Annotated in this window: 25 protein-coding genes; 14 read left to right on the top strand and 11 right to left on the bottom strand. The window is 68.2% G+C overall.

What is annotated here, in order from left to right; translation table 11 throughout:
- Positions 1-59: 59 nt before the first annotated feature.
- Positions 60-290, top strand: a complete 231-nt coding sequence (locus tag G3I17_RS33055) for a hypothetical protein (protein WP_164602023.1) — start codon at positions 60-62, stop codon at positions 288-290.
- A 165-nt stretch (positions 291-455) separates the two neighbouring features.
- On the top strand, positions 456-1637 hold the full coding sequence (locus tag G3I17_RS33060) for an epoxide hydrolase family protein (protein ID WP_203591095.1): 1182 nt from the start codon (positions 456-458) through the stop codon (positions 1635-1637).
- Here the strand turns inward: G3I17_RS33060 and G3I17_RS33065 are convergent.
- Together G3I17_RS33065 and G3I17_RS33070 are read right to left on the bottom strand one after the other, a co-directional pair.
- Positions 1628-2410 (bottom strand): peptidoglycan DD-metalloendopeptidase family protein, encoded by a 783-nt coding sequence (locus tag G3I17_RS33065; protein WP_203591096.1) that lies wholly within the window; start codon positions 2408-2410, stop codon positions 1628-1630. The genes G3I17_RS33060 and G3I17_RS33065 overlap by 10 nt on opposite strands.
- A gap of 18 nt (positions 2411-2428) precedes the next feature.
- Positions 2429-3100: a hypothetical protein gene (locus G3I17_RS33070; protein WP_164602025.1), complete on the bottom strand. Its 672-nt coding sequence runs from the start codon at positions 3098-3100 to the stop codon at positions 2429-2431.
- Positions 3101-3310: 210 nt separating this feature from the next.
- On the opposite strand from G3I17_RS33070, the gene G3I17_RS33075 reads away from it, so the two are divergent.
- Together G3I17_RS33075 and G3I17_RS33080 are read left to right on the top strand one after the other, a co-directional pair.
- Positions 3311-5092, top strand: a complete 1782-nt coding sequence (locus tag G3I17_RS33075) for a PHP domain-containing protein (protein WP_164602027.1) — start codon at positions 3311-3313, stop codon at positions 5090-5092.
- The gene (locus tag G3I17_RS33080) at positions 5089-5640 is read left to right on the top strand and encodes a hypothetical protein (protein WP_164602029.1); all 552 of its coding nucleotides are present in this window, start codon (positions 5089-5091) and stop codon (positions 5638-5640) included. Before G3I17_RS33075 ends, G3I17_RS33080 begins: the two co-directional genes overlap by 4 nt.
- Positions 5641-5657: 17 nt before the next feature.
- Here the strand turns inward: G3I17_RS33080 and G3I17_RS33085 are convergent, their stop codons facing one another.
- Positions 5658-7910: an AAA family ATPase gene (locus G3I17_RS33085; protein WP_239063150.1), complete on the bottom strand. Its 2253-nt coding sequence runs from the start codon at positions 7908-7910 to the stop codon at positions 5658-5660.
- 133 nt (positions 7911-8043) lie between these two features.
- On the opposite strand from G3I17_RS33085, the gene G3I17_RS33090 reads away from it, so the two are divergent.
- Together G3I17_RS33090 and G3I17_RS33095 are read left to right on the top strand one after the other, a co-directional pair.
- Positions 8044-9504, top strand: a complete 1461-nt coding sequence (locus tag G3I17_RS33090; protein WP_343238497.1) for a M4 family metallopeptidase — start codon at positions 8044-8046, stop codon at positions 9502-9504.
- Positions 9505-9696: 192 nt separating this feature from the next.
- Entirely contained in the window at positions 9697-10251 is a 555-nt protein-coding gene (locus tag G3I17_RS33095) for an NAD(P)H-dependent oxidoreductase (RefSeq protein ID WP_343238498.1), read from the top strand.
- A gap of 23 nt (positions 10252-10274) precedes the next feature.
- Here the strand turns inward: G3I17_RS33095 and G3I17_RS41845 are convergent, their stop codons facing one another.
- On the bottom strand, positions 10275-10397 hold the full coding sequence (locus G3I17_RS41845) for a hypothetical protein (protein WP_275402605.1): 123 nt from the start codon (positions 10395-10397) through the stop codon (positions 10275-10277).
- A gap of 184 nt (positions 10398-10581) precedes the next feature.
- Between G3I17_RS41845 and G3I17_RS33100 the strand changes: the two genes are divergently transcribed.
- On the top strand, positions 10582-11586 hold the full coding sequence (locus tag G3I17_RS33100; protein WP_164602128.1) for an LLM class flavin-dependent oxidoreductase: 1005 nt from the start codon (positions 10582-10584) through the stop codon (positions 11584-11586).
- Positions 11587-11811: 225 nt separating this feature from the next.
- Here the strand turns inward: G3I17_RS33100 and G3I17_RS33105 are convergent, their stop codons facing one another.
- Complete coding sequence (locus tag G3I17_RS33105; RefSeq protein WP_164602031.1) at positions 11812-12309, bottom strand: Lrp/AsnC family transcriptional regulator; 498 nt, start codon at positions 12307-12309, stop codon at positions 11812-11814.
- Positions 12310-12438: 129 nt separating this feature from the next.
- Between G3I17_RS33105 and G3I17_RS33110 the strand changes: the two genes are divergently transcribed.
- The gene (locus G3I17_RS33110; RefSeq protein ID WP_164602033.1) at positions 12439-13599 is read left to right on the top strand and encodes a PLP-dependent aspartate aminotransferase family protein; all 1161 of its coding nucleotides are present in this window, start codon (positions 12439-12441) and stop codon (positions 13597-13599) included.
- Between the two features lie 40 nt (positions 13600-13639).
- Here G3I17_RS33110 and G3I17_RS33115 read toward each other — a convergent pair whose 3' ends face one another.
- Positions 13640-14227 (bottom strand): ATP-dependent Clp protease proteolytic subunit, encoded by a 588-nt coding sequence (locus G3I17_RS33115; RefSeq protein WP_275402611.1) that lies wholly within the window; start codon positions 14225-14227, stop codon positions 13640-13642.
- 39 nt (positions 14228-14266) lie between these two features.
- Here G3I17_RS33115 and G3I17_RS33120 point away from each other — a divergent pair, with 39 nt between their 5' ends.
- Together G3I17_RS33120 and G3I17_RS33125 are read left to right on the top strand one after the other, a co-directional pair.
- Positions 14267-14710, top strand: a complete 444-nt coding sequence (locus tag G3I17_RS33120; protein ID WP_203591097.1) for a helix-turn-helix transcriptional regulator — start codon at positions 14267-14269, stop codon at positions 14708-14710.
- 26 nt (positions 14711-14736) lie between these two features.
- Positions 14737-15132 (top strand): GNAT family N-acetyltransferase, encoded by a 396-nt coding sequence (locus tag G3I17_RS33125; protein WP_164602037.1) that lies wholly within the window; start codon positions 14737-14739, stop codon positions 15130-15132.
- Here the strand turns inward: G3I17_RS33125 and G3I17_RS33130 are convergent.
- A complete protein-coding gene (locus G3I17_RS33130) occupies positions 15119-16000 on the bottom strand; it encodes a hypothetical protein (protein WP_203591098.1) in 882 nt (293 codons plus the stop codon). The genes G3I17_RS33125 and G3I17_RS33130 overlap by 14 nt on opposite strands.
- A 70-nt stretch (positions 16001-16070) precedes the next feature.
- Here G3I17_RS33130 and G3I17_RS33135 point away from each other — a divergent pair, with 70 nt between their 5' ends.
- The 3 genes from G3I17_RS33135 (at position 16071) to G3I17_RS33145 (ending at position 19003) form a co-directional block, all read left to right on the top strand.
- Positions 16071-16646, top strand: coding sequence for a DUF4865 family protein (locus tag G3I17_RS33135; RefSeq protein ID WP_164602039.1), 576 nt, complete (start codon positions 16071-16073; stop codon positions 16644-16646).
- Positions 16647-16791: 145 nt separating this feature from the next.
- Positions 16792-17943 (top strand): MFS transporter, encoded by a 1152-nt coding sequence (locus G3I17_RS33140; protein ID WP_343238499.1) that lies wholly within the window; start codon positions 16792-16794, stop codon positions 17941-17943.
- Between the two features lie 157 nt (positions 17944-18100).
- Positions 18101-19003 carry a DMT family transporter gene (locus G3I17_RS33145; RefSeq protein WP_164602041.1) on the top strand — a complete coding sequence of 301 codons (903 nt, stop codon included), beginning with the start codon at positions 18101-18103 and terminating at the stop codon, positions 19001-19003.
- Here the strand turns inward: G3I17_RS33145 and G3I17_RS41265 are convergent.
- The gene (locus G3I17_RS41265) at positions 18964-19491 is read right to left on the bottom strand and encodes a hemerythrin domain-containing protein (protein ID WP_343238500.1); all 528 of its coding nucleotides are present in this window, start codon (positions 19489-19491) and stop codon (positions 18964-18966) included. The two genes, G3I17_RS33145 and G3I17_RS41265, sit on opposite strands and share 40 nt — an antisense overlap.
- A 94-nt stretch (positions 19492-19585) precedes the next feature.
- Positions 19586-20272 carry a TetR/AcrR family transcriptional regulator gene (locus tag G3I17_RS33155; protein WP_164602043.1) on the bottom strand — a complete coding sequence of 229 codons (687 nt, stop codon included), beginning with the start codon at positions 20270-20272 and terminating at the stop codon, positions 19586-19588.
- 51 nt (positions 20273-20323) lie between these two features.
- Between G3I17_RS33155 and G3I17_RS33160 the strand changes: the two genes are divergently transcribed.
- Positions 20324-21235 carry an SDR family oxidoreductase gene (locus G3I17_RS33160; protein ID WP_164602046.1) on the top strand — a complete coding sequence of 304 codons (912 nt, stop codon included), beginning with the start codon at positions 20324-20326 and terminating at the stop codon, positions 21233-21235.
- A gap of 14 nt (positions 21236-21249) precedes the next feature.
- Here the strand turns inward: G3I17_RS33160 and G3I17_RS33165 are convergent, their stop codons facing one another.
- Together G3I17_RS33165 and G3I17_RS33170 are read right to left on the bottom strand one after the other, a co-directional pair.
- Complete coding sequence (locus tag G3I17_RS33165) at positions 21250-22071, bottom strand: MBL fold metallo-hydrolase (protein ID WP_203591100.1); 822 nt, start codon at positions 22069-22071, stop codon at positions 21250-21252.
- Between the two features lie 10 nt (positions 22072-22081).
- The gene (locus G3I17_RS33170; protein WP_164602048.1) at positions 22082-22684 is read right to left on the bottom strand and encodes a LysE/ArgO family amino acid transporter; all 603 of its coding nucleotides are present in this window, start codon (positions 22682-22684) and stop codon (positions 22082-22084) included.
- Between the last annotated feature and the right edge of the window lie 50 nt (positions 22685-22734).

Here is a 22734-nt window from a genome sequence, read left to right on the forward strand (position 1 = left end):
CCGGCACCGCGCTCGCTCCGCGATCAAGGCCGACCATCCTGGAACTGCATGGAGGACAAGTGACAACCGCCACCGCCACCCAGACGTCTGAGCGCCGACGCGTACGAGTCTGGTTCGGTGAGCACGTGATCGCCGACTACAACGCCGAGCCGGCGTTGGCAGAGCGATACGCACACGCCATGAGCCGTCGTTTCGCCGGACTCCGGGTCACCAACGACCCGATGCCCGTCGTGGACCGGCTCCCCGACCCCCTGCCCGGCGAGCGCATGTGGGATGTAGCACCCCGCTGACCATTGATCGGCGGCAGGCGAGAGCGGGCAATCTGCCCCTCGCCTGCCGCCCTCAATACCCACTGAAATGCGCCTGATTGAGATGTAGAAAAACATTCACCGTCCGCACCGAACCTCACCGGTGCGGACGTTTTTCTGTCGTCGGCGATCCGTAGGCTGGCTGGTATGGAAAAGGCCGAGTTCGGACTCCCGGAACCGCTACCGACTCTGCCTGGGAACGTGCTCACCCCGTTCCGGATCGCCATCCCACCAGACGCGATCGACGATCTCCACCAACGGCTGGAGCGGATCCGGTGGCCACGTGAGCTTCCTGGCGACTGGGAGCGCGGGGTACCGGTCGGGTATCTCCGGGGGGTGGTCGAGCGGTGGCTGGAGTTCGACTGGCGGGTCTGGGAGACGCGGCTCAACGCAGTACCGCAGTACACGACGAGGATCGACGGGCAGACGATCCACTTCCTGCATGCGCGATCGCCGGAGCCGTCGGCCGTTCCGTTGCTGCTGACGCACGGCTGGCCGGGGTCGGTCGCCGAGTTTCTCGAGGTGATCGGGCCGCTCACCGATCCAAGCCGGTACGGCGGTGACGCCGCGGACGCCTTCCACGTGATCGCGCCATCGGTGCCCGGGCACGGCTTCTCGGTGCCGCTCGAGGAGCCGGGCTGGGATCACGTCCGCATCGCCCGCGCCTGGATCGAGCTGATGGAACGCCTCGGCTACGACCGATACGGCGCGCAGGGCGGCGATACCGGATCGGTGGTGTCACCCCTCGTCGGTCGCCTGGCGCCGGGCCGCGTCATCGGCGTACATCTCAATGGCGGTCTCGCGTTCCCCGCGGCCGAGCCCGGTGACCTCGACGCGCTCAGCGCGACGGATCAGGCCAAGCTCGCGACGGCCGAGCACTTCCGCGCGACCGGCACCGGGTATGCCGAGCTGCAGTCGACCAAGCCGCAGACGGTCTCGTTCGCCCTCAGCGACTCACCGGTCGGGCAGCTCGCCTGGATCCTGGAGAAGTTCCACGACTGGACCGACCCGGCGCGCTCGCTCCCCGAGGACGCCGTCGCCCTGGATCACCTGCTGGCCAACGTGTCCATCTATTGGTTCACCAACACCAGCGCGACCTCCGCCAACCTGTACTACGAAAGCCGCGGCTACCCAACGGCATCGAGCGGGGTGCCAACGGGAGTGGCCGTCTTCCCGACCGACCCCGCGATGCGGCACATCCTCGAACGCGAACACCACCTCACCCACTGGGCGGAGTACTCACGGGGCGGTCACTTCGCCGCACTGGAAGCCCCGGACCTGCTCGTCGAAGACATCCGCGTCTTCTTCAGGAGCCTGCGTCAGCAGTAGGACCGGCACCCGCGGTCAACGCCGTACGAGCGCCGGGTCTTGGCCACCAACGCCACCGGCGAAAGCTGCCGTCCGCCATGCCAGGCATTGAGGAAACTCTGCGGCGGTACAGCACCCCGCCGGATCCACCAATGCCCAGCAGGCGTAGGCCAACTGATCCCGAAATGCAGATGCGGCGGCGTCGCCTGAGCGCTGCCGGTCTTCCCGGTCAACCCCAGCGTCTGCCCGGCCCGAACCGCCAGCCCCGGCTTGATCTCCGCCCCGATCGCCGACAGATGCGACCCGTAGTACCGAACGCCATCCACCCCGACCACCGAGACCGACAACCCGCCCCGATCCTCGCCGACGTTGGTCTTCGACGACCAGGAATCCACCCGAGTCACCTCGTCCACCCGCCCGTCAACCGGCGAAACGAACCGGCACCCCTTATCCGCGAAGATGTCCGACGCGGGGTAGTCATGATGACTCTGCGAAGCATCTGCCCGACACCCACCGACGGGGAACACGTACTTCGTGGCAGTACTGGTCACCCGTACCGGTGGAACCACCGGGCTCGATGGCTGCTGTGACTGCGGCTGCTCAGGTGTCGCTGCACCGGTCGGCTCAACCGGCACAGCCACCGTCTTGGTCCGCGTACTACTCACCGGCACCGGCACCGGCACCGGCGAAGGCGCAGTCGACTTGCCGGACTCAGCCCGATCGAAAGCCCCGGTAGCGTTGAGCACGATCACCCCACTACCCACAACCACCAGGGCCGCGGACAGGAAGGCCACCCACCCAGACAGACCGTCTCACTGGAGCCAAAAGTTGTTGACCGCGGCAACCGAGTAGACCGTCTCGCAGGGAATGCCGTTCTGGTCGGCGTCCATCCGCAGTGGCATGGCGTAGTACCACCAGTAGGCCACGGCTTCAGCGTAGGTCGCCCCCCGGTCGGCGAGCTCCCGGCAGAGCAGATTCGACGTCAGTGGCGCGGCGCCGGCGACCTCACGCCCGTTCCAGTACTGGCCGATATCGCTGCGCGAATAGACCGTCTCGCACGGGATACCGTTGCGGTCGGCATCCATCTGGTTCGGCTGACCGTGCAGCCGCCAGTAGTCGATCGCCGCCACGTAGCTGTACCCCTTGGTCTTCAGATCCCGGCAGAAGAGTCCCGTCGGGAGCGATCGGACGTCGCCGATCGCCTTCGGCAAGGTTCGTACTGGCGCCGGCGCCGTCGTGGTGCCTTTGACCGACGGAGCCACGGTCAGCGTCTTCACCGTAACCGGTACGCCGGCCGACTGCGGCGTCGACGCCGTCTCCTTGGCCGAGTCCTGCCTGCTCATCATGACGACGAGCCAGGCCAGCAGTACGACCACCACCCCGACCGCGACCCCTGCCAGGGCAGCCAGCGTCGCGTTCCCGCTGTCCTTGCCCAGGTGGGTGTTCTCGTGACTTTCCGTGACTGAATCCGGTTCTACGCTCATGTTTCCCCCCGGGGCTCATTGAAGACCCGTCGCTCTGCGTTGTCTATGGCCTGGGGGTGGTCGTGGACGGCGAATAGTCAAATGCGACATCGTCGCAAAACAAGGGGTTCCGGGGCAAGGGGTGGGGGCTGGGGTTCATCCGGACAACATCTGGATGTCATTCGGAAAGGCGATGATCCCGCGGGATTCCGCCATCCGAGAGGAAACACGATGGGACACACCCACGACCACACCGGCCACGGTCATGGTCACGATCACAGCCACGATCACAGCCATGAGCACGGGCAGGGACACGGTCATGGGCACGATCACGACCATCACCACCCGAACACCGAGCTGGACGCGGCCACCACCGCGGCGCTGGACGAGTCGGTTCCGGACAGTGACCTCTCGCCGACCGAGCTGTCGCGCCGCGGGCTGCTGCGCTCGGCCGGGATCCTCGGTGGAGCAGCGGCGCTCGCCGTCTCCGGTGCGGAGTTCGCTGCCGCGACCTCGCCGACCTCGCACGTGTTCACCTCCGGCGGCCGGCCGAACGTCTGGCTCGCGGGGGACCACCACATCCACACCCAGCTGAGCTCCGACGGTATGTACCGGGTGATCGACCAGGCGCAGCACGCGGCCGCCAACGGTCTCGACTGGCTCGTCATCACCGACCACGGTGGCGCCACCCACGCCCGGATCGGCGTCGACCTGGTCAACCCGCAGATCAAGGCGGCTCGGGCAGAGCTGAAAGACACCCTGATCTTCCAGGGCCTGGAGTGGAACATCCCGGCGGCCGAGCACGGCACCGTCTTCGTCGCTCCGGGCAGCCGTGAGGTCGAAGTACTGAAGCAGTTCGAGAACAGCTACGACGGCAGCGTGAAGAACGCCGGTGCCAACACGCCGGTCAACGAGCAGCTCGCCGTCGACGGCATCCAGTGGCTCGGCCAGCAGGTCGACCTCCGCCGGGTCTCGGACGCACTGTTCCTCGCGAACCACCCCGCCCGCAACGGCATCGACAGCCCGCACGAGATCCGCAACTGGCGCGACGCGGACCCGCGGATCGCCGTCGGCTTCGAGGGCGCACCCGGTCACCAGGCCGGCGGCCTGCCCGCCGCGATCGGCGCCGGCGGGGCCCGCGGCCTTTACGGCAACGCCCCGAACGCGAACTCCTTCCCCGGGTACCCGGCCGAGTCGTACCGGACCTGGGGTGGCTTCGACTGGATGACCGCCACTGTCGGCGGCCTGTGGGACAGCCTGCTCGCCGAGGGCAAGCCGTGGTGGATCAGCGCGAACTCCGACTCACACGTGAACTGGAACGAGACCGCCCGCCGACCCGACGGCTCGGACCAGGCCCAGTTCGACCGAGACGGCCGCTACATGGACCCGGTCTACAGCGGCACGGTCAACCGCACTGCGGCTGACTTCTTCCCCGGCTACTACAGCCGCACGCACGTCGGCGCCGACAACCGCGACTACCGCGCGGTGATGGAAGGCCTGCGCAACGGCCGGGTCTGGGTCGACCACGGCGCGCTCGTCAAGGGCGTCGAGGTCGAGGTCCGCGAGGCCGGCAAGACTCGTGGCGAGCCGCTGGGCGGTGCCTTGCACGTACGCCGGGGTCGCGCGGTCGAGCTGGTCGTCCGGATCACCGCGCAGAACGTGCCGAACTGGTCCAACTTCGTGCCGTCGCTCAACCGCGTCGACGCGATCGTGGGTGCGGTGACGGGTGCGGTCAGCGACAAGGACACCTTCACGGCGCCCGACACCAAAGTCGTCCGGCAGTGGGACACCTCCGGCAAGCGCGGCATCTTCGAGCTGGTCCTGCCGCTGGGCAAGGCGGAGACCCCGTACTACGTGCGCGTACGTGGTACCGACGGCAACCGCAGCCAGCCGGGCTACCTCGGTGCAGCGATCGACCCTGCCGGTCCGAAGCTGGACGTGGTCGGCGACGCAGACCCGTGGGCCGACCTGTGGTTCTACACGAACCCGATCTGGGTGCTTCCGACCAAGTGATCATCGCCGTCGATGCGGACTCCGCAGACGCCGTGGAGGCAGAGCATGTCCTCCACGGCCTGCTGGAGTCCGCGACAGGCCCGGTAGTCGCCTGCACCCACGTGGTGCCAGGCGGCCACCTGGCTGTCTCCATCAGTACCTCGGCTGCCTTCGACCAGACAGCTCTGACCCAGGAGGTCGGCTCGGCCATCATCCGCGCGGGGGCGGCTGAGCCAGAGGTCGCAGGCCCGAGCCAACTCGTCCGCGGCGCCTACGTAGCCGCAGTAGAGACAGCACTCGGTACGGCGGGCCGCCTGGTCGCGTTCCCCGGTCAGGAGAACGCCCACGGCACCCTGACGGCAGCAGACCTGCGTGACCGCTGCGGTATCGACCAGGTAGAAGCACTGGGCGGCCTCACCGTCGAGGACTCCACCCTGATCGACACCCGCGGCTTCATCCGCCCGATCCGCCGCAACGGCCAGGTAGTCCTCCTGGTCCAGCCGGCCGCCGGCGGCGTACTCATCCCCTTCGAGGTAGAACACCAGATCAAGTGCTGCGCTAACCACTGACGCGAAAAGCTGGACCGTCAGGTGCGGACATCCCAGGAGTCCGAGCTCTGCAGGACTTCTGGGAGCGGGCCGATGACGCCCAGGCGCTGGGTGCAGCGCGTCAGGGCGACGTACAGGTCGCGCAGGCCGCGAGGGGACTCGATCAGGATGCCGTCGGGGTCGACGACCAGGACGGAGTCGAACTCGAGGCCCTTCGCGCCCGCCACGGTAAGCACGGTGATACCGGCAACGTCGCCGACTGCCTCCTGCACCAGCTCGAGCCGGTGCCGCGAGGTGATCACCCCGACCTGCCCGTGCTGCGTCTCCTCGTGTGCCACCTTGCTCACGTACGCCGCCTGCTCGGCCGCCGGGACGTCCAGGTGCCAGGGCTTGACCCCAGTGGACCGCACTGACCGAGGGGCCTTGGCTGTCGGGTCGACCTCGCGCAGTACGTCCGCAGCGAGCTCCATCACCTCAGCCGGTGTCCGGTAGTTCAGCGTCAGCTCCGCCAGCCGCCAGCGGTCCCCGAACGTCGGTGCCAGCGCTTGCTGCCAGCTAGTACTGCCGCCGGCAGCACCCGTCTGGGCGACGTCGCCGACCAGCGTCATCGAGCGCAACGGACAGCGCCGCGCGATCGCGCGCCACGCCATCGGCGACAACTCCTGCGCCTCGTCCACGATCACGTGCCCGTACGTCCACCGCCGGTCGACCGAGGCGCGCTCGGCCAGCGTGCGATCGTCATCGGCCTCATATCTCGCCGCGAAGGCTTCCGCATCGAGGATGTCCTTCGCCGACAACACCTCCGCCTCGTCGTCCTCGTCGAAGTCGGTCGACCCTGATCCGGACAGCACGTCCAGCGAGCCCTGCGCATACGCGATCGCCCGCGCGCGTTCGGCCCGTTCGCGAGCCAGGTCGCGCCCGTCGTCACCGAGCAGCTCAGCGGCTTCATCGAGCAGCGGTACGTCGGCGGGGCTCCAGTCATCGCCGTACCGGAGCAGGTGCTCGCGGTCGAGCGCACTGAGCTGCGGCGCCGCCGACGCGAGTCGCTGCTCATCGCCGTACAGGTCGATCAGTAGTTGTTGCGGGCTGAGCACCGGCCAAAGCTTCACCAGCAACGCCTGTACTTCGGGGTCCGCGACGACCTCCTTGCGCAACTCCTCCAGGTCGTACTCGTCCAGCAGGTTCTCCCCACCGAGCGGGTCCTCGCCGATGATGTCGGCGTACTGCGTTGTGAGCAGGTCGATCGTCTCGTTGGCGAAGAACGGCTGGGCCTGGTTGTGCGTCAGTTGCCGGGCGCGCGCCTTGGCCCGGGTCTCCTCGACCACGGACGGTTCCAGCCGTAGTACGGTCCGGTCGATCGTCAGCTCGATCGGTTGGCCGGGCACCCATTGACGGTCGGCGACCGCGGTCTTGATCACCTCGGCCATCACCGCACGGCCCTTGACCTCGGCCACCTCGGCGGGCTCCGGCCGGGTCGCGGTCAGGCCCGGGTACAGCTCGGCGACGGTGACCAGGCGGACGCCGTCCTCGCCGAGCGACGGTAGTACCTGGCCGATGAACTTCAGGAACGTCGAATTAGGGCCGACGACCAGAATTCCGCGCTTTTCCAGTTGACTGCGATGTGTATACAAAAGGAAAGCGGCCCGGTGCAGCGCGATTGCGGTCTTCCCGGTGCCCGGTCCGCCCTGGACGACGAGCACACCGGCCAGCTCGGAACGGATGATCCGGTCCTGGTCGGCCTGGATCGTCCGCACGATCGACTCCATCGTGCCGGTCCGCCGGGCGTCGAGCGCGCTGAGCAGGACCGCCTCGCCGACCACACCGGTACCGGGCTGGGACGCGCCGTCCGCGGTCCGGTCCAGGTCGAGCTGCTCGTCCTGGACGTCGACCACCTGACGCAACCTGGTCTGGATGTGCCGGCGGCGGACGACGCCCTCGTTCACCACCGCTGTGGCGATGTAGAACGGCCGCGCGGCAGGCGCGCGCCAGTCGACCAGCAACGGTTCGTAGTCCTCGTCGTGCAACCCGATCCGCCCGATGTGCAGGACGCCACCGTCCTCGTCGTCGAGCCGGCCGAACGCGAGACCCTCCTCGGCCGCGTTCAGCCGGGACAGCCTGGCGTTCAGGTCCCGGACCCGGCCGTCGCGCTGGTGCAAGGCTTGCGCGTTCTTGGTGCCGGCCACCTGCTCGTCTTGCCGGCGACCCTCCGTACGTTCGCGCTCACGGTCGAGCGTTGCGTAGAAAGCCGTCAGGTAAACCTGTTCAGCCTGGACCGGATTCAGCAATTCCAACCCCTCGTGATAAACTGCACCTCGTTGGTTCCCAGGGCCGATTTCGGCAATTTCTCTGGTAGCAGCCACAAATCCTTGAGTTTATCGCATTTCGCTCTTTGCGGTACCCGGCCGAAAGGGCACGATCAGGTCCATGACGGTCCACCACATCGTCCCGCCGTACCTGCTCGAACACCTCGAGCGCACCGCGGACGACCCGAATCTGCGCGCTCGCTACCGCCAGTCGCTGCAGCACGACGCCGTACTCCGGAGCCGCCCCGCCGCTTTCGGGCAAGGCTCTGCCCAGCTTGAAGGCAGCGAGGCCGGAGCGCGACGGGTCGTCCACGATGCGGAGAACGGCACCTGCCTGCCAGGGACTCCGGCCAGGCGCGAAGGCGACCCGGCCGTCGCGGACGAGACCGTCAACCGGGCCTACGACGGCACCGGCGCGACCTGGACGATGTTCAAGGAATGCTTCGGCCGCGACTCGGTCGACGGCGCCGGACTGCCGCTGAACTCGACGGTGCACTTCGACCGTGGCTACGCGAACGCCTTCTGGGACGGCGCGCAGATGGTGTTCGGCGACGGGGACGGCGAGATCTTCGGCGACTTCACCCGCTCGATCGACGTCACCGGCCACGAGTTGACGCATGGCGTCACGCAGTACACGGCCGGGCTTGTCTACGAAGGCCAGTCGGGCGCGCTCAACGAGAGCCTCTCCGATGTCTTCGGCTCACTCGCGAAGCAGCACCACCTGGGCCAGTCCGCCGCCGAAGCCGACTGGCTGATCGGCGCCGAACTCTTCCGCCCAGGCGTCGCAGGAGTAGCCCTCCGCTCGATGAAGGCCCCCGGTACGGCGTACGACGACCCCCGCCTCGGCCGCGACCCACAGCCGGCCCACATGTCCGGCTTCGTCGAAACCACCGACGACAACGGGGGAGTCCACCTTAACTCCGGCATCCCCAACCACGCCTTCTACCTACTGGCCACAACCCTGGGCGGCAACGCCTATGAGAAGCCCGGCCAGATCTGGTACACCACCCTGACCTCAGGCACCCTCACCCCCACTACCACCTTCACCACCTTCGCCGAAGCAACTCACAGAACGGCCAGCACCATGTACGGCCCCACCTCCCCCGAAACAACCGCCGTAACCCAAGCCTGGCAATCAGTAGGCGTCCTCCTCCCCACCACCGCCGAGGTCAGCTCCACCGATGCCAGCCCTGCCGACGCCGGAACCACCGACACGGCGCGAACCACCGACGCCGAAACGACTGGTACCGAAACCACTGGTACCGAATCCGCCGGCACCGAAACGGCCGCTACTGAAACCGTCGGTACCGAAACCGCCAGCACCGCCGACACAGGCGATGCCACCGACTCGTCGAGCGAGCGAAGCGAAGCGGAAGCCCCGCCCGGCCAATCAGCCGAGTCGGTCGAGCTAATGCGTGCCGCCAACACCTCCCTGGCCCTCAACACCCCACCGGCCCCACCCGCAACCCCGCCTGCAGCAGCACCATCCGAGGCGCCCGCGACCCCGCCGACCTCCGCGACCCCGCCGACTCCGGCCGACTCATCGCCGACCCCGCCATCCGCACCCTCGCCGACCGACTAGCGGCCCGCCGCCTTGCCGACGCCGTACCGTCTCGCGCCGTGCCGTCTTGCGCCGCTCCCGGCGACGTGCGCTCTCGCCGGTCGGGCTTGACCTCAAGGAGGCTTGAGGTTCTAGCGTCGAGGGGTGACTGTGCATCCGCTTCGTCTGGCGTTGGTGGTCCGGAATTCTGAGCCGGGTAAGTTCGGCACCGTTGTGGCTGAGTGGTTTGCGCGGGAGGTTGAGAGCCGGGACGAGTTCAAGCTCGACCTGATCGACCTCGACCGCACACCTCTGGCCGACCTCCCCGCCCGTATCGACGAGGCGGATGCGTTCGTAATCGTCTGCCCGGAGTACAACCACGGCTACCCGGGCGACCTGAAGACCGCGATCGACGCAGTACGGCGCCCCTGGTACGCGAAACCGGTTTCCTTCATCGTCTACGGCGGCCGCTCGGGCGGTCTCCGCGCCGCCGAGCAACTCCGCCAGGTCTTCGGCGAACTCCACGCCGTCACCATCCGCGAAACCCTTAGCTTCCACCAGCCAACCGACCCCTTCAACCCCCGACGGCACCCCGACCGACCCCACCACCCCACTCGCCGCCGCCACCCTCCTCACCCAACTGGCCTGGTGGTCCCGCCCCCTCCGCGAAGCCCGCACCACCACCACCCCCTACCCCGCCTGACCCCCCCGCTTTGGACACGACCCACCCGCCCAACCCCCACCCAGTCCCCAATGTCGCCCACGCCAGCCACCTTGTGCACGGCCTGAGCGCCGAGCTCCGGCCGAATTGCTCAGGCCGTGCACAAAGTTGGCTCGGCCCGCTCGGCCCGCTCGGCCCGCTCGGCCCGCTCGGCCCGCTCGGCCCGCTCGGCCCGCCGTCGGCGACGGCGACGGCGACGGCGACGGGCGAGCACCGACCTCGTAGTACCGGTTGGCCGGTACTACGCCGCGCCCGTGTTCGCGTCGAGCGCGACCTCAGCCTTGGGGGTGCTGCGTCGCGCCCGCGTTCGGGCGGGCGGGAGCGCGGTGCCGTAGTACGGGTGAGGCGGAATAGTTGGCGAGGGGCGGCGGTTGGCATTCAACGTGAGTGCTGAAGCGATGCCCCTGTCCGTGCTTGACCTTTCGCCGGTGCCGACGGGGACTCGTCCGTCCGAGGCGCTGCACGAGACGCTTGAGCTTGCTCGAAGCGCGGAGGCGGCCGGCTACCACCGGTACTGGCTCGCCGAGCACCACAACATCTCCAGCGTGGTGAGCACGAGCCCCGAGGTGATGATCGCGGCCGTCGCCGCCGCGACCTCGTCGATCCGTGTCGGCTCCGGCGGCATCATGCTGCCGAACCACTCACCCCTCAAGGTCGCCGAATCCTTCCGCGTCCTCGGCGGCCTGTACCCCGGCCGCATCGACCTCGGCATCGGCCGCGCGCCCGGCACCGACCAGCGCACCGCGCTCGCCCTCCGCCGCAGCCGCGAGGCCCTCGCCGCCGACGACTTCCTCGACCAGTACGCCGAGCTCCGCGCGTACGCCGAGGGCTTCCCTGCCGGGCACCCGTTCGCCCCGATCTCCGCGCAGCCGGACGACGTCCCGCTGCCGCCCGTCTGGATCCTCGGCTCCAGCGCGTACGGCGGCCAGGCGGCTGCGGCGCTGGGTACGGGCTTCGCCTACGCCGGCCACTTCGGCACGCTCGATCCGGCGGGTGTCATCAGCTCCTACCGCGAGCTCTTCCAGCCTTCACCCGAGCAATCGAAGCCCCACGCGATCCTCGCCCTCGCCGCAATCGTCGCGGAGACGGAAGAGCGCGCCCAAGCCCTGAGCCTCGCGAACCAGCTCTCCATGCTCCGCCTCCGCTCAGGCCGCCCGAGCCCGCTTCCCTCGCCCGAAGAAGCCGCCGCGTACCCGTGGTCCGACGGCGAACGCGCAGCCGTCGAGGAGTGGGCAGGCCTGGTCACCGTCGGCACGCCCGACCAGGTGGCCGAAGACCTGTCCCGCCGAGCCCAATCAGCCGGCGCCGACGAACTCATCATCACCACGAACATCCACAACCCTGCCGAGCGCCGCGAATCGTACGACCTCCTAGCCACCGCCTGGGGCCTGAAACCCCGCTGACCGGGGTGATGCCGAGGACGTCGTACCGGGCGCCGAAGCCCGGGGCGTGGCGCCGAAGTCCCGGGCGTGGCGGAGAACAGGTACGACCGAACAGTCAACGAACCGAACCGAACCGACCGGTCGCCGCTGGCCGACGACCTTCGATGCCGCACTGCCGCGCCTGCTGTCCTTCCAACTCAAGCGTATCCAGCTGACTCGCTTCGGGCGGGGAGTTATCCACAGGGGCTAGGTGTGGGTGCCTCGGACGTGTTCGAAGATGAGGCTGGTTTCGGCGTGGATGACGGCGGGGTCTGCGGTGAGGTGGTCGAGGACGAAGTCGCGGAGGGCGTCGGGGGACTCGGCCGAGACGTGCAGCAGGTAGTCGTTCGCGCCGCTGACGTGGAAGAGGGACAGTACGCCGGGGAGGCGGGGGGCCGCCGCGCGGAAGCGGTCGATCTCGTCGCGGGAGTGGGCGCCGATACGGACCGCGACCAGCGCCTGCAGCGGCCGGCCTAGGGCAGCCAGATCCACATCCGCGTGGAAACCGCGGATCACCCCGCGTTCGCGCAGTGAGCGGACGCGCGTCAAACACGTCGACGGCGCGATGCCGGTCGCCTCGGCGAGGGCGTTGTTCGGCATCCGGCCGTCGGCCGTCAGCAGCCGGACCAGCTCCTGATCGACCTCGTCGAGCGCAGCAGACACCGGCCGCGGGGCCGGTCCAGGCGTCCGACGATCCTTCGGCATGCCCCCACTGTAGGTCCCATCCACAGAATCCACAGCGTGTGGATAAGCCTGTGGACGAATTTTCTTCGGAACTCTTGCACCAAATCTGCAGAAGATTCCATCCTCAGGCGTATCCCCGAGGAGGCGACCATGACCCAGCTGGACACCCGCTCCGTACACGCCGGCCGCGACGACCTGACCGCGCTCGGCGTCCACGTCCCCCCGATCGACCTGTCCACGACCTACCCGCTGCCCGGCGTGGCGAGCGGCGGAGCCTCGTACGACGCTCTGGCGCTCGGCAACGGCCCCGACGGCGGCAGCCTCGTGTACCAGCGCCTGTGGAACCCGAATGTCGCCCGCTTCGAGGAGGCCCTCGCCGAGCTCGAGTACTGCGACGGCGCAGTCGCCTTCGGCTCCGGCATGGCGGCACTCTCCGCTGCACTGCTCGCCACCGTCGTCGCGGGCCGCCCGCACGTAGTCGCCGTCCGCCCGCTCTACGGCGGCTCGGACCACCTGTTGTCCACAGGTCTCCTCGGTACGACGGTGAGCTGGGTGACCCCCGCCGGTATCGCTGACGCCGTCCGCCCCGACACCGGGCTCGTCCTGGTGGAGACCCCGGCCAATCCGACCGTGGAACTGGTCGACATCGCCAACGCGGTCCGCCAGGCCAACGGCGTACCGGTGCTGGTGGACAACACGTTCGCGACGCCAGTACTCCAGCAACCCGCGCAACACGGCGCCACACTCGTCTTGCACTCCGCGACGAAGTACCTGGGCGGCCATGGCGACGTGATGGGTGGAGTAGTCGCAGCGAACGCCGAATGGACCGCCCGGCTTCGGCAGGTCCGTGCGCTCACCGGAGGGCTCCTGCACCCGCTGGCGGCGTACGAGCTGCACAGGGGACTGCAGACGCTGCCGGTACGGGTCCGGGCGCAGCAGACGTCGGCAGCGAAGGTCGCTGACTGGCTGAGCACACACCCGGCTGTGGATGACGTCTACTACCCAGGACTGCCCGAGTGCGACCCGCTAGGCCTGGTCGGACGCCAGCAGGCCGGGCCGGGTGCAGTGTTGGCCTTCACCACTGCAGGCGGGTACGACGCTGCCGCCCGGGTGGCAGCGTCGCTCCAACTCATCACTCACGCCGTCTCGCTGGGCGGAGTCGACACCCTCATCCAGCACCCGGCGGGTCTCACCCACCGCCTGGTCGACGAGTCCGCCAAGCCCCACGACAACCTGCTCCGCCTCAGCATCGGCCTGGAGGACTCGGAGGACCTCACCACAGACCTGGCCCAGGCACTCACCGCAGGCTGACTCGGCTCAACACAGCGGCCTCAGCCCGGTACAGGCGACTTCAGGCTGGTACCGCGACTGGGTGTTCCAGCACCTTGTCGATGATTCCGTAGGCGAGCGCCTCCTCCGGCGTGAACCAGCGATCCCGGTCGGAGTCCGCCTCGATCTGCTCCAGTGGCTGCCCGGTGCGCTCGCTCAGCAGCCTGGCCAGGTCCTTCTTGGCCAGCACCGACTGCTCCGCCTGGATCTTGATGTCCGTCGCCGTCCCGCCCATCCCGCCGGTCGGCTGGTGCATCATGATCCGGGCGTGCGGCAGCGAGTACCGCTTGCCCTCCGCCCCGCAGGCCAGCAGCACCTGTCCCATCGAGGCGACCAGCCCCATCGCGTACGTCGCGACCTCGTTGCTGATGAAGTTCATCGTGTCGTAGATGGCCAGCCCGGCCGACACCGAGCCGCCGGGCGAGTTGATGTACAGCGAGATGTCCGCCTTCGGGTCCTCGGCGTTCAGCAGGATCAGCTGGGCGCACAGGGCGTTCGCGTTCTCGTCCTTGATCTCGTCGCCGAGTACGACGATGCGCTGCCAGAGCAGTCGCTGGTAGATGTGGTTGTCGAGGGCATTCGGTGCGGTGGTCTCGCTCATGTTCTCCAGCGTCGCCGCCCGGCGCCCGGCAGTCCCGGGAATCTGCCCATGGCAGATCTGCCCACCGCAGACCCGGCCGGGGTGGCACACTCGACACAGGACATCGAACCAACGACCTCAAGGGGAGGCCCGGACGTGCTGCTACGCCAGGTGATCGGAAACGTCTTCCGCCGGCTGCGGCGCGAGCGGGGAATCACCCTGCGCGAGCTCGCCGAGCAGGCCCAGGTCTCGGTGCCGTACCTGTCCGAGATCGAGCGCGGCCGCAAGGAGCCCTCCTCGGAGATCCTCGCCGCGATCTGCCGGGCGCTGGACCTGGAGCTCGCCGACCTGCTGACCGAGGTGCAGTTCGACCTCGCCACCGCGGTCCGCTCCACGCTGCCGTTGCACCTGCAGACCTCCTCGATCCGCGTGACCGAGTCTGGCCCGCAGCGAGTGGTCTCCTCGCCCACCGCGTACTCCACCTCTGCCCAAGCCTTCGCCCTGGTCGCCTAGGCAGAGCTCGTAACCGGCGCTGCCCTGTGATCGAGTACCGCACGCGCTTCCCAGTCGACGATGCTCAGCTGTCCAGCCTGCATGCGCTCGCTTTCGGGCACCCGGATGAGGTGCAGCCGTGGGCCGTGCGACTGGCGCGGCATGCGCTCACCTGGGTTGGCGCCTTTAGCAACGATCTTCTCGTCGGGTTCGTACAGGTCTGCTGGGATGGCGGCGCGCATGCTTTCGTGCTCGACACGGCCGTCCACCCGTCGTACGGGCGACAAGGCATCGGCAAGGAGCTGGTGCGCGTCGCCGCCGAGGAGGCGAAGGTGGCGGGCTGCGAGTGGTTGCACGTCGACTACGAACCGCACCTGGCCGACTTCTACGTGAAAGCGTGCGGCTTCTCGCCCACCGAAGCGGCCCTGCTCAAGCTCCGCTGAGTACTGCGGTCAGGCGCTCGGTCGAGATGCAGGAGATCAGGCATCGCTCCTTGGCGTCCCCGAGCAACTCGGCGGTCCAGCGCGTGAACCCGCCATCACCCAGTTCCACGCCCCCGACGCCGATGCCGAGCGCAGTACCGGAGTAGTAGTTGGATCCCTTGTCCCGCTCAGGATCCTCGCTGAGGTCGACCTTCAGCGCAGGCCGCACAGTGTCGTCGATGCGCTCCCGTACTGCGGTCCGCGCGAACGTGGTGTACGTCAACTGCGCCTCGTCGCCCAGTACGTCGTGCCAGAAGCGCAGGTGATCCACCAGCAGCTCTGCCTCGATCCGCCCCGACCCGGTGTCGCGCGCACTCGACACCAGCGCGAACAGCTGGAAATGCGCGGACATCCCCGGCGCATCGACCGCCTGAGCCCGTACCACCCGCTGGCAGGCAGCAAGATCCACGCGCGCCTGCCCCGCGCGCCGCCGGACAGCGGCCTCGATCGCCAACTCGTTGGTCGGATCACTGGCGACCTCGGTACTGCGAATCGTGCTGACGATCTTGTTCTGGTCGACCGTCGCCACCGCCGAGCAAGTCCCCAGCGGCGTCAACGGAGACAGCTCTACCCCGGCGAATCGCTCGGGCAGCCGCTCCCACAACCTCGCCTGAGTCTTGACCAACGCCCGCGGATCCACCCCGGACGGCCGCACGAACCGATCCTCCAGCCACCGCCGCATCACCCGAGCCGGCGTCACGGCGCCCGCCCGCTCACGACTGATCTGGAGCAGAACCGTCTGCAGTTCCGACGGGCTGAGGCCCCGCTCCAGTGCCTCCCGAGCCCCCTCGGGAATCTTCTGCCACACCCGCTCGCCCACGTCAGCCATCTAGAGAGCCTGCCGGATCACCGCCGAAAACGCTTCCCGATTAGTCTCTGTACCTACTAGTCTGTACGGCATGGATGCGATGCAGTATGAGATCTCGTTGCCGGCGGACTACGACATGGGGATCATCCGGCGGCGGGTAGAGACCTTCGGGGCGCGGACAGACGACTTCGACGGACTCGGGGTGAAGGCCTACCTGGTGCAGGACTTGGCAAACGGGTCGGTGGTGAACCAGTACGCGCCCTTCTACCTGTGGAACGACACGGCGGGGATGAGCCGGTTCCTCTGGGGTGGTGAGTTCTTCAGCGGGATCTGCCGGTCGTTCGGGCGGCCGAGCGTCCGGCATTGGACCGGCGTCGACTCGTTGGCCGGCAGCGAGGTGGATCAGCCGGCAGTGGGTGCGACGAAGAATGTCTGGCAGTTGCCGCCCGACGTCGACCCGGCGGGACCAGTGGCCGAGGCGATGGAGGCGCTGCGTCGGACGGCAGCGATGCCGGGTGTCCACAGTTCGGCGATCGCTGTGGATCCGGCACGCTGGGAGTTGGTGCACTTCACCTTGTGGAGCGGCGAACCGGGGATCGTGCCGGGAACTCGCTACCAGGTCCTGCACTTGTCCACACCCGGAATAAAGGAACTGTTCGGGCAGTGACTTCACGGATATCTTCTTGGGTATGACTTACTCGAGCCCGCACCTTTGACGTCCTGACCCGCAACGACCCAGCGCAGTACCGCGCAGCCTCTCGGCGCGCATCGTCGCCTTCGAGGCGCTGCAGGACTTCATCCCGCTCTATCCGGTGTACCAGTTGCTGTTCACGGATCACGGGCTGTCGGCGGCGGAGGTCTCGTCGCTGTTCATCATCTGGTCGACGACCGCTTTCCTGCTCGAGGTGCCCTCCGGCGCCTGGGCGGATGTCTTCTCCCGACGCAAGCTGCTGGTGCTCGGAGCGCTCGTTCGCGGTCTGGGCTTCGCCGGCTGGATCGTCGTTCCCTCGTACGCCGGGTTCGCGCTCGGCTTCGTCCTGTGGGGAGTCAGCTCTGCGCTGATCTCCGGCACGTTCGAAGCCCTCGTGTACGACGAACTCGCCGCGCGTGGAGCCGCCGATCGGTACGCCGGGCTGATCGGCAGGGCGAAGTCGGCCTCGTTGGTACTGAACCTGGCGGCTACCGCTTTGGCAGCGCCGCTGTTCGAGCTCGGTGGTTACCCACTGCTGGGTGCCGTCAGCGTGGCCAGCTGCCTGCTTCAAGCGGCAGTCGGCCTGTCCCTGCCGGAAGCGACCCGTGTCGCCACGGCTGATGAGACGGAGGAGGTGGAGACGGGAGCCGGAGACGGTCCGCTCGGGCGGTATGTGGCGATGCTTCGCTTGGGGTTGAGCGAGGTGACGACGAGTCGCACCGTCCGCAAGGCCGTCGTGCTGGTGGCTCTGCTGGGTGGATTCCTTGCGTTTGACGAGTATTTTCCCTTGCTGGCAAGGGAGATCGGCGCATCGACGGCCCTGGTGCCGTTGCTGATCGCCGGGACGGTTGCCGCCCAGGCGATCGGTGGAGCGCTCGCGGGTCCGGCGTACCGGTGGCCGGGATCGGTGCTGGCGGTCGGGCTGGCGTTGGCGGCCGGGTTGCTGGCGTGGGGTGCGTTGAGCGGGACGGCCGGAGGGTTCGTGCCGATCGCGATCGGCTACGGCGTGATGCAACTCGTCATCATCGTCGCCGAGGCGCGGCTGCAGGACGCCATCACGGGTCCGGCGCGCGCGACGGTGACGTCGGTGTCGGGGCTGTTCGCCGAGCTCTTCGCCGTGCTGGTCTACGCGGGATTCGCGCTGGGGTCGGTCTGGTTCGCGCTGCCGGTGCTGGTGGCGGGCCTCACGGTCCCACTGTTCCTGACCGCGCTGATCACCCCGTCGGCTCTGCCTGCGCCGCCTTCACAAGCGCAGGAGGGTGCTGAGGGATGAGGCGAGGCGGTTGATGAAGGCAATGCGGTTGGTGTCTGTGGTTGATGCCAAGGAGAGAAGGGGGTTGAGGTCTTCGAGTTCGACGAGGCGGATCCAACCGGGCGGTCCCCTCGATTATTAGGTGTCTGCCGAAGTGTCCGCCGCCTACGGTCAGCAGGTGACTACGACCGATCGACGCCAGAGTGTTCTTGCCGCGGCTGCGGCTGCTGTGACCGTAGTCCTGTGGGCCTCGGCCTTCGTCGCGATCAGGCATATCGGGCAGGAGTTCTCGGCCGGGGCGCTGACACTCGGGCGGTTGCTCGTCGGGAGCCTGCTGCTCGGAGCGTTGGTGTTCAGCCGGCCGCGGCGATGGCCCGCCAAGGCTGACTGGAAGTTGCTTCTTGTCTGCGGGCTGGTGTGGTTCGGCGGCTACAACGTCGCCCTCAACCTGGCCGAGCAGCGCCTGGACGCCGGTACTACGGCGATGCTGGTGAACATCGGCCCACTAGTGATCGCGTTGCTCGCCGGGCTACTGCTCGGCGAAGGGTTCCCGAAGCAACTGGTGATCGGCAGCATCGCGGCGTTCGGTGGGGTGGTGCTCATCGGCGCGTCCTCATCCGAGGGCAAGGCGGAGACGTGGGGAGTCGTCCTCTGCCTGGTGGCCGCGGTTGCCTATGCCGTCGGAGTGGTTGCGCAGAAGCCACTGCTCAGCCGGTTGCCCGCGCTCGAGGTCACCTGGCTCGCCTGCACGATCGGAGCAATCGCCTGCCTGCCGTTCGGGCCGGCGCTGGTGCGCGAGACGGCCGATGCCCGGCCGTCCACGATCTGGTGGGTCGTTTTCCTCGGTGCGTTCCCGACGTCGGTCGCCTTCACGACCTGGGCCTACGCCTTGGCCAGGACGAGTGCCGGGCGGCTCGGCGCGACGACGTACCTGGTCCCGCCACTGGCCATCTTCCTTGGCTGGCTGCTGCTGGACGAGTCGCCGGCCGGGCTCGCGTTCGCCGGTGGCGCGCTCTGCCTGGTCGGAGTGGCGATCTCCCGCTACAAGCCGAGGCGTGACTCAGGTACCTGGTCCGGGTAGAACCCGAGCCTCGCCAGCGGCTCGACAAGATCCTGTTCCTCGTACGCAAGGTGTGAGAGGAGGGTGTCGGTCAGGTGATCGATCGCACCTTGGATGGCGTCGTGGTTGTCCGGCCGGGTCAGGTGCTGAACGAGGGCCCGGTCGACCTCCTGGATCGCGTCATGGATCACCAGGTGCTCCTCGGTCAGCCGATCGATCACCGGTTTGAGCCGCGGTTCGCGGCTCGCCAGGTGCGGGGAACACGGCGGCGTCTTCGTGGGCGTGATGTTGGGTAACTGTGCTGCAGTAGCGGGCGCAGATCGCGCCGAGGGTCCAGTCGACCTGGAGCTCGAGGGCTGATCGAACGCCGGCGCGACCCCGCCGACCGGCGCCGGCACATCGTCGAGATCACCCCGCAGGGCAAGAGCCGGGCGGGGTGATTTCGAGGCCGCGCTCGCCGGCGTCGAAGCTGCGCTTTTCGCGGACCTCTCGGCCGGCGAAGTCGCCACACTGCAGGGACTGCTGGCCCGTGTCAGATCGCCCGGCGACGAAGGCTCGTGCCCAGAGTAGGGACTCGGCAAATCGCCTCAATGGCTCCGGTAGTCACAAGCCGAAGCGCGCCTCGATGCCGCCGACGACCACGGAGATCCCAGTGACGAAACCGCTGTCGAAGTCGTAGTGCAGTCCCTCGGCGCCCAGTTCGGTGACCACGCGGACCAGCGTCGGCGCTTTGCCCGGCGGCAGGTTGCTGATGCGGGAGAGCAGATCAGGAGCCAGGTCGAAGGTCTCGGCGCGGACCGACGCCTCGCCGAGGCTGAAGCCGTGGATGAAGTCGATGAGCGTGTTCACGGCCTCGAAGATCTGCCGTGGTTCCGCACCGGCCCGGTCGAGCGCCCGGTAGAACGGTTCGACGGTGACCACGACGACGTCCGAGACCGCTGACGTGTCCGAGAGGATCTGCAGAGCCAGGTTCGGGTGGGCTCGCAAGGCAGCGCGGTAGGCGCCGGCCGCACCGATCAGCTCCTCCTTCCAGGAAACGCTGTCGTCGGACGGTGCGGACTCCAGTTGGGCGAAGACGAGCTCGGCGAGTCCGGCGAAGACGGCGGCCTTGTTCGGCAGGTGGTGGTAGATCGACATCGGGTTCACCCCGAGCGTCGAGGCGAGCCGGCGCATCGTCATCGCCTCGATCCCCTCGGCGTCGACGATCCGCAGCGCCGCCTCGAGGATCGCGCGCCGGCTGAGCCGCTCTTCCCCGGCCCGGGGCCGGCCAGGCTTGCCAGCATTAACCATACGACGTATGGTACGAAACCATACAGTGTATGGCTACAGCGGGAGGCAGCTATGAAGCCGTTGGCGGGCAAGGTGGCGTTGGTCGCGGGGGCGACGCGGGCTGCCGGGCGGGGGATTGCGATGCAGCTCGGCTCGGCCGGCGCCACCGTCTATGTGACCGGCCGGTCCACGAGGGCGCAGCGGTCGGAGATGAACCGGCCGGAGACGATCGAGGAGACCGCCGAGCTGGTCGACGCGGCAGGCGGCCACGGCATCGCGGTACGGGTCGATCACACCGATCCCGAGCAGGTGAAGGCACTCGTCGAGCGGATCGAGGCCGAGCAGGGTGCGCTGCACATCCTGGTGAACGACATCTGGGGTCAGTCCGGCGAGCCGGAGTGGGACAAACCGGTGTGGGAGTCGTCGCTCGACGCCGGGCTCAAGCTGTTCCGGCTCGGCGTCGAGACGCACGCGATCACCAGCCACTTCGCGCTGCCGCTGCTGATCAAGTCACCCGGCGGCCTGGTGATCGAGATGACCGACGGCACCGACGAGTACAACGCGGACACCTACCGCGTCTCGTTCTTCTACGACGTCGCCAAGGGCGCGGTCAGCCGGATGGCGTTCGCGCTGGCGCACGAGCTCAAGCCGTACGACGCGACCGTGATCCTGCTGACCCCCGGCTGGCTGCGCTCGGAGGCGATGCTCGACGGCTTCGGCGTCACAGAGGAGAACTGGCGCGACGCGACCGAGAAGATCCCGCACTTCGCGATCTCGGAGAGCCCTTCGTACGTCGGTCGCGCGGTGGCGGCACTGGCCGCCGACCCCGAGGTGTCGCGCTACCAAGGCAAGTCGCTGTCCAGTGGGGAGCTGGCCAAGGTCTACGGCTTCACCGACCTGGACGGCAGCCGGCCCGACGCCTGGCGCTACATCGTCGAGGTCGAGTCCCAGGGCAAGCCCGCCGACACCACCGGCTACCGCTGACCAGCTAGACCTCGCTAGAGCTTGTGTGGCGGGCAGACCTCGCGTCCAGGACTCACAGCGGGCAGTGGAGAAGCAGTGCCGGTGAAAGCGGTCTGCGGATGCGCGGCAGCAATCGGTACTCCGGTAGCTGCCGCCAACGCCAGTACGTCGCGCCGCGAGGTCACCGCCACCGCAGGCTCACTCTCATAGACATAGGTCAGCTCAGGCCACCGCGCCTGCGCCGGATGCACTAGCACATCGCCACCGAGCACAGCCCGCGACGTCACCACGCACTGATGCCCGGGCGTGTGCCCCGGCGTCGGCAGCAACCGCACGCCTCCATCTAGCGAGGTCTCCCCATCCACTGCCCGCAGTTGCCCAGCATCGGCGAGCGGCCTGATCAACCTCTCGTACGTCGCCCCGCCGCGTGCGTGCTCCAGTTCCGCCTGCTGCACCACGTAGGTCGCGTTCCCGAAGCGCGGTACCGCCGCCTCCAGGTTCCAACCCGCGTGGTCCAGATGAATATGCGTCAGCACCACAGTGTCGATCTCATCAGCCCGTACTCCGGCCGCCGACAACAGCGCGGGCAACCGCCCGACAGTCCCCAGCCACTCGGCCGCCTCGCCTCCAGCCGGCCCGATCCCGGTGTCGACCAGCATCGCGCCCGCCGACGAAGTCACCAGATAGCTGTGGAAGTGCAGCCACCAACCACCGTCGGCCGCGACACTCCCCGGCGCAGACGCCGCCGTCCACTCCTGATGCGAGGCAGACCACCCCGGCAGCGCAGTCTCCACCGCCTCCGGAAACACCGCCACCGCATCGCACAACACCGTCACATCCACACTGGGCAAGTCCACACCGGGCACGCTAATGCGAAGGCAGGAGCATCCACACGCCCAAACCGGCCATGATCAGCGCAATTCCACCGTCCAAAAACTGCCAGGCGCGAGGCTTGGCGAAGATCGGGCCGAGTCTGCGGGCGAAGAAGCCGAGCGCGAAGAACCAGACGAAGCTGGCCGCGACCGACCCCAGGCCGTAGATCCAGCGGCCGTCCGAGCCGCGCTGGTTGGCCAGCGAGCCGAGCAGGACGACGGTGTCCAGGTAGACGTGCGGGTTGAGGAAAGTGAAGCCGAGGCACGTCAGTACGACACTCCGCAGCGCGGCCGGCGCGTGATCGGCCGGCCTCAGCGCCGCCGGGTTCACGGCTCGCCGCGCCGCGATCAGGGCGTACGTGAGAAGGAAGAGCGCACCGCCGTACCGCGCGATGTGCAGCGCGGTCTGGCTGCTCGTGATCAGCGCGCCCAGACCGGCGATACCGCTCGAGATGAGGAGCGCGTCGGAGAGCGAACAGATCAGTACCACCGGCAGCACGTGCTCGCGCCGCAGCCCCTGGCGGAGGACGAACGCGTTCTGCGCGCCGATCGCGACGATCAGCGACAGCGTGGTGGCGAAGCCGGCAAGGAGGGGCATAGCTCGACCGTAGGAGTCGCCCAGGCAACAAACCAGCTAAAGTTTCTGAA

Origin of the sequence: Streptomyces sp. SID13031 (genome assembly GCF_010548305.1) — a bacterium.
Taxonomy (GTDB): domain Bacteria; phylum Actinomycetota; class Actinomycetes; order Propionibacteriales; family Kribbellaceae; genus Kribbella.

Coding starts and splice junctions, on each gene's coding strand:
- G3I17_RS33060 (WP_203591095.1), top strand. CDS start 456: ATGGAAAAGGCCGAGTTCGGACTCCCGGAACCGCTACCGACTCTGCCT.
- G3I17_RS33070 (WP_164602025.1), bottom strand. CDS start 3,100: ATGAGCGTAGAACCGGATTCAGTCACGGAAAGTCACGAGAACACCCAC.
- G3I17_RS33075 (WP_164602027.1), top strand. CDS start 3,311: ATGGGACACACCCACGACCACACCGGCCACGGTCATGGTCACGATCAC.
- G3I17_RS33090 (WP_343238497.1), top strand. CDS start 8,044: ATGACGGTCCACCACATCGTCCCGCCGTACCTGCTCGAACACCTCGAG.
- G3I17_RS33100 (WP_164602128.1), top strand. CDS start 10,582: ATGCCCCTGTCCGTGCTTGACCTTTCGCCGGTGCCGACGGGGACTCGT.
- G3I17_RS33105 (WP_164602031.1), bottom strand. CDS start 12,309: ATGCCGAAGGATCGTCGGACGCCTGGACCGGCCCCGCGGCCGGTGTCT.
- G3I17_RS33110 (WP_164602033.1), top strand. CDS start 12,439: ATGACCCAGCTGGACACCCGCTCCGTACACGCCGGCCGCGACGACCTG.
- G3I17_RS33120 (WP_203591097.1), top strand. CDS start 14,267: ATGGCAGATCTGCCCACCGCAGACCCGGCCGGGGTGGCACACTCGACA.
- G3I17_RS33130 (WP_203591098.1), bottom strand. CDS start 16,000: ATGGCTGACGTGGGCGAGCGGGTGTGGCAGAAGATTCCCGAGGGGGCT.
- G3I17_RS33135 (WP_164602039.1), top strand. CDS start 16,071: ATGGATGCGATGCAGTATGAGATCTCGTTGCCGGCGGACTACGACATG.
- G3I17_RS33155 (WP_164602043.1), bottom strand. CDS start 20,272: ATGGTTAATGCTGGCAAGCCTGGCCGGCCCCGGGCCGGGGAAGAGCGG.
- G3I17_RS33160 (WP_164602046.1), top strand. CDS start 20,324: ATGAAGCCGTTGGCGGGCAAGGTGGCGTTGGTCGCGGGGGCGACGCGG.
- G3I17_RS33170 (WP_164602048.1), bottom strand. CDS start 22,684: ATGCCCCTCCTTGCCGGCTTCGCCACCACGCTGTCGCTGATCGTCGCG.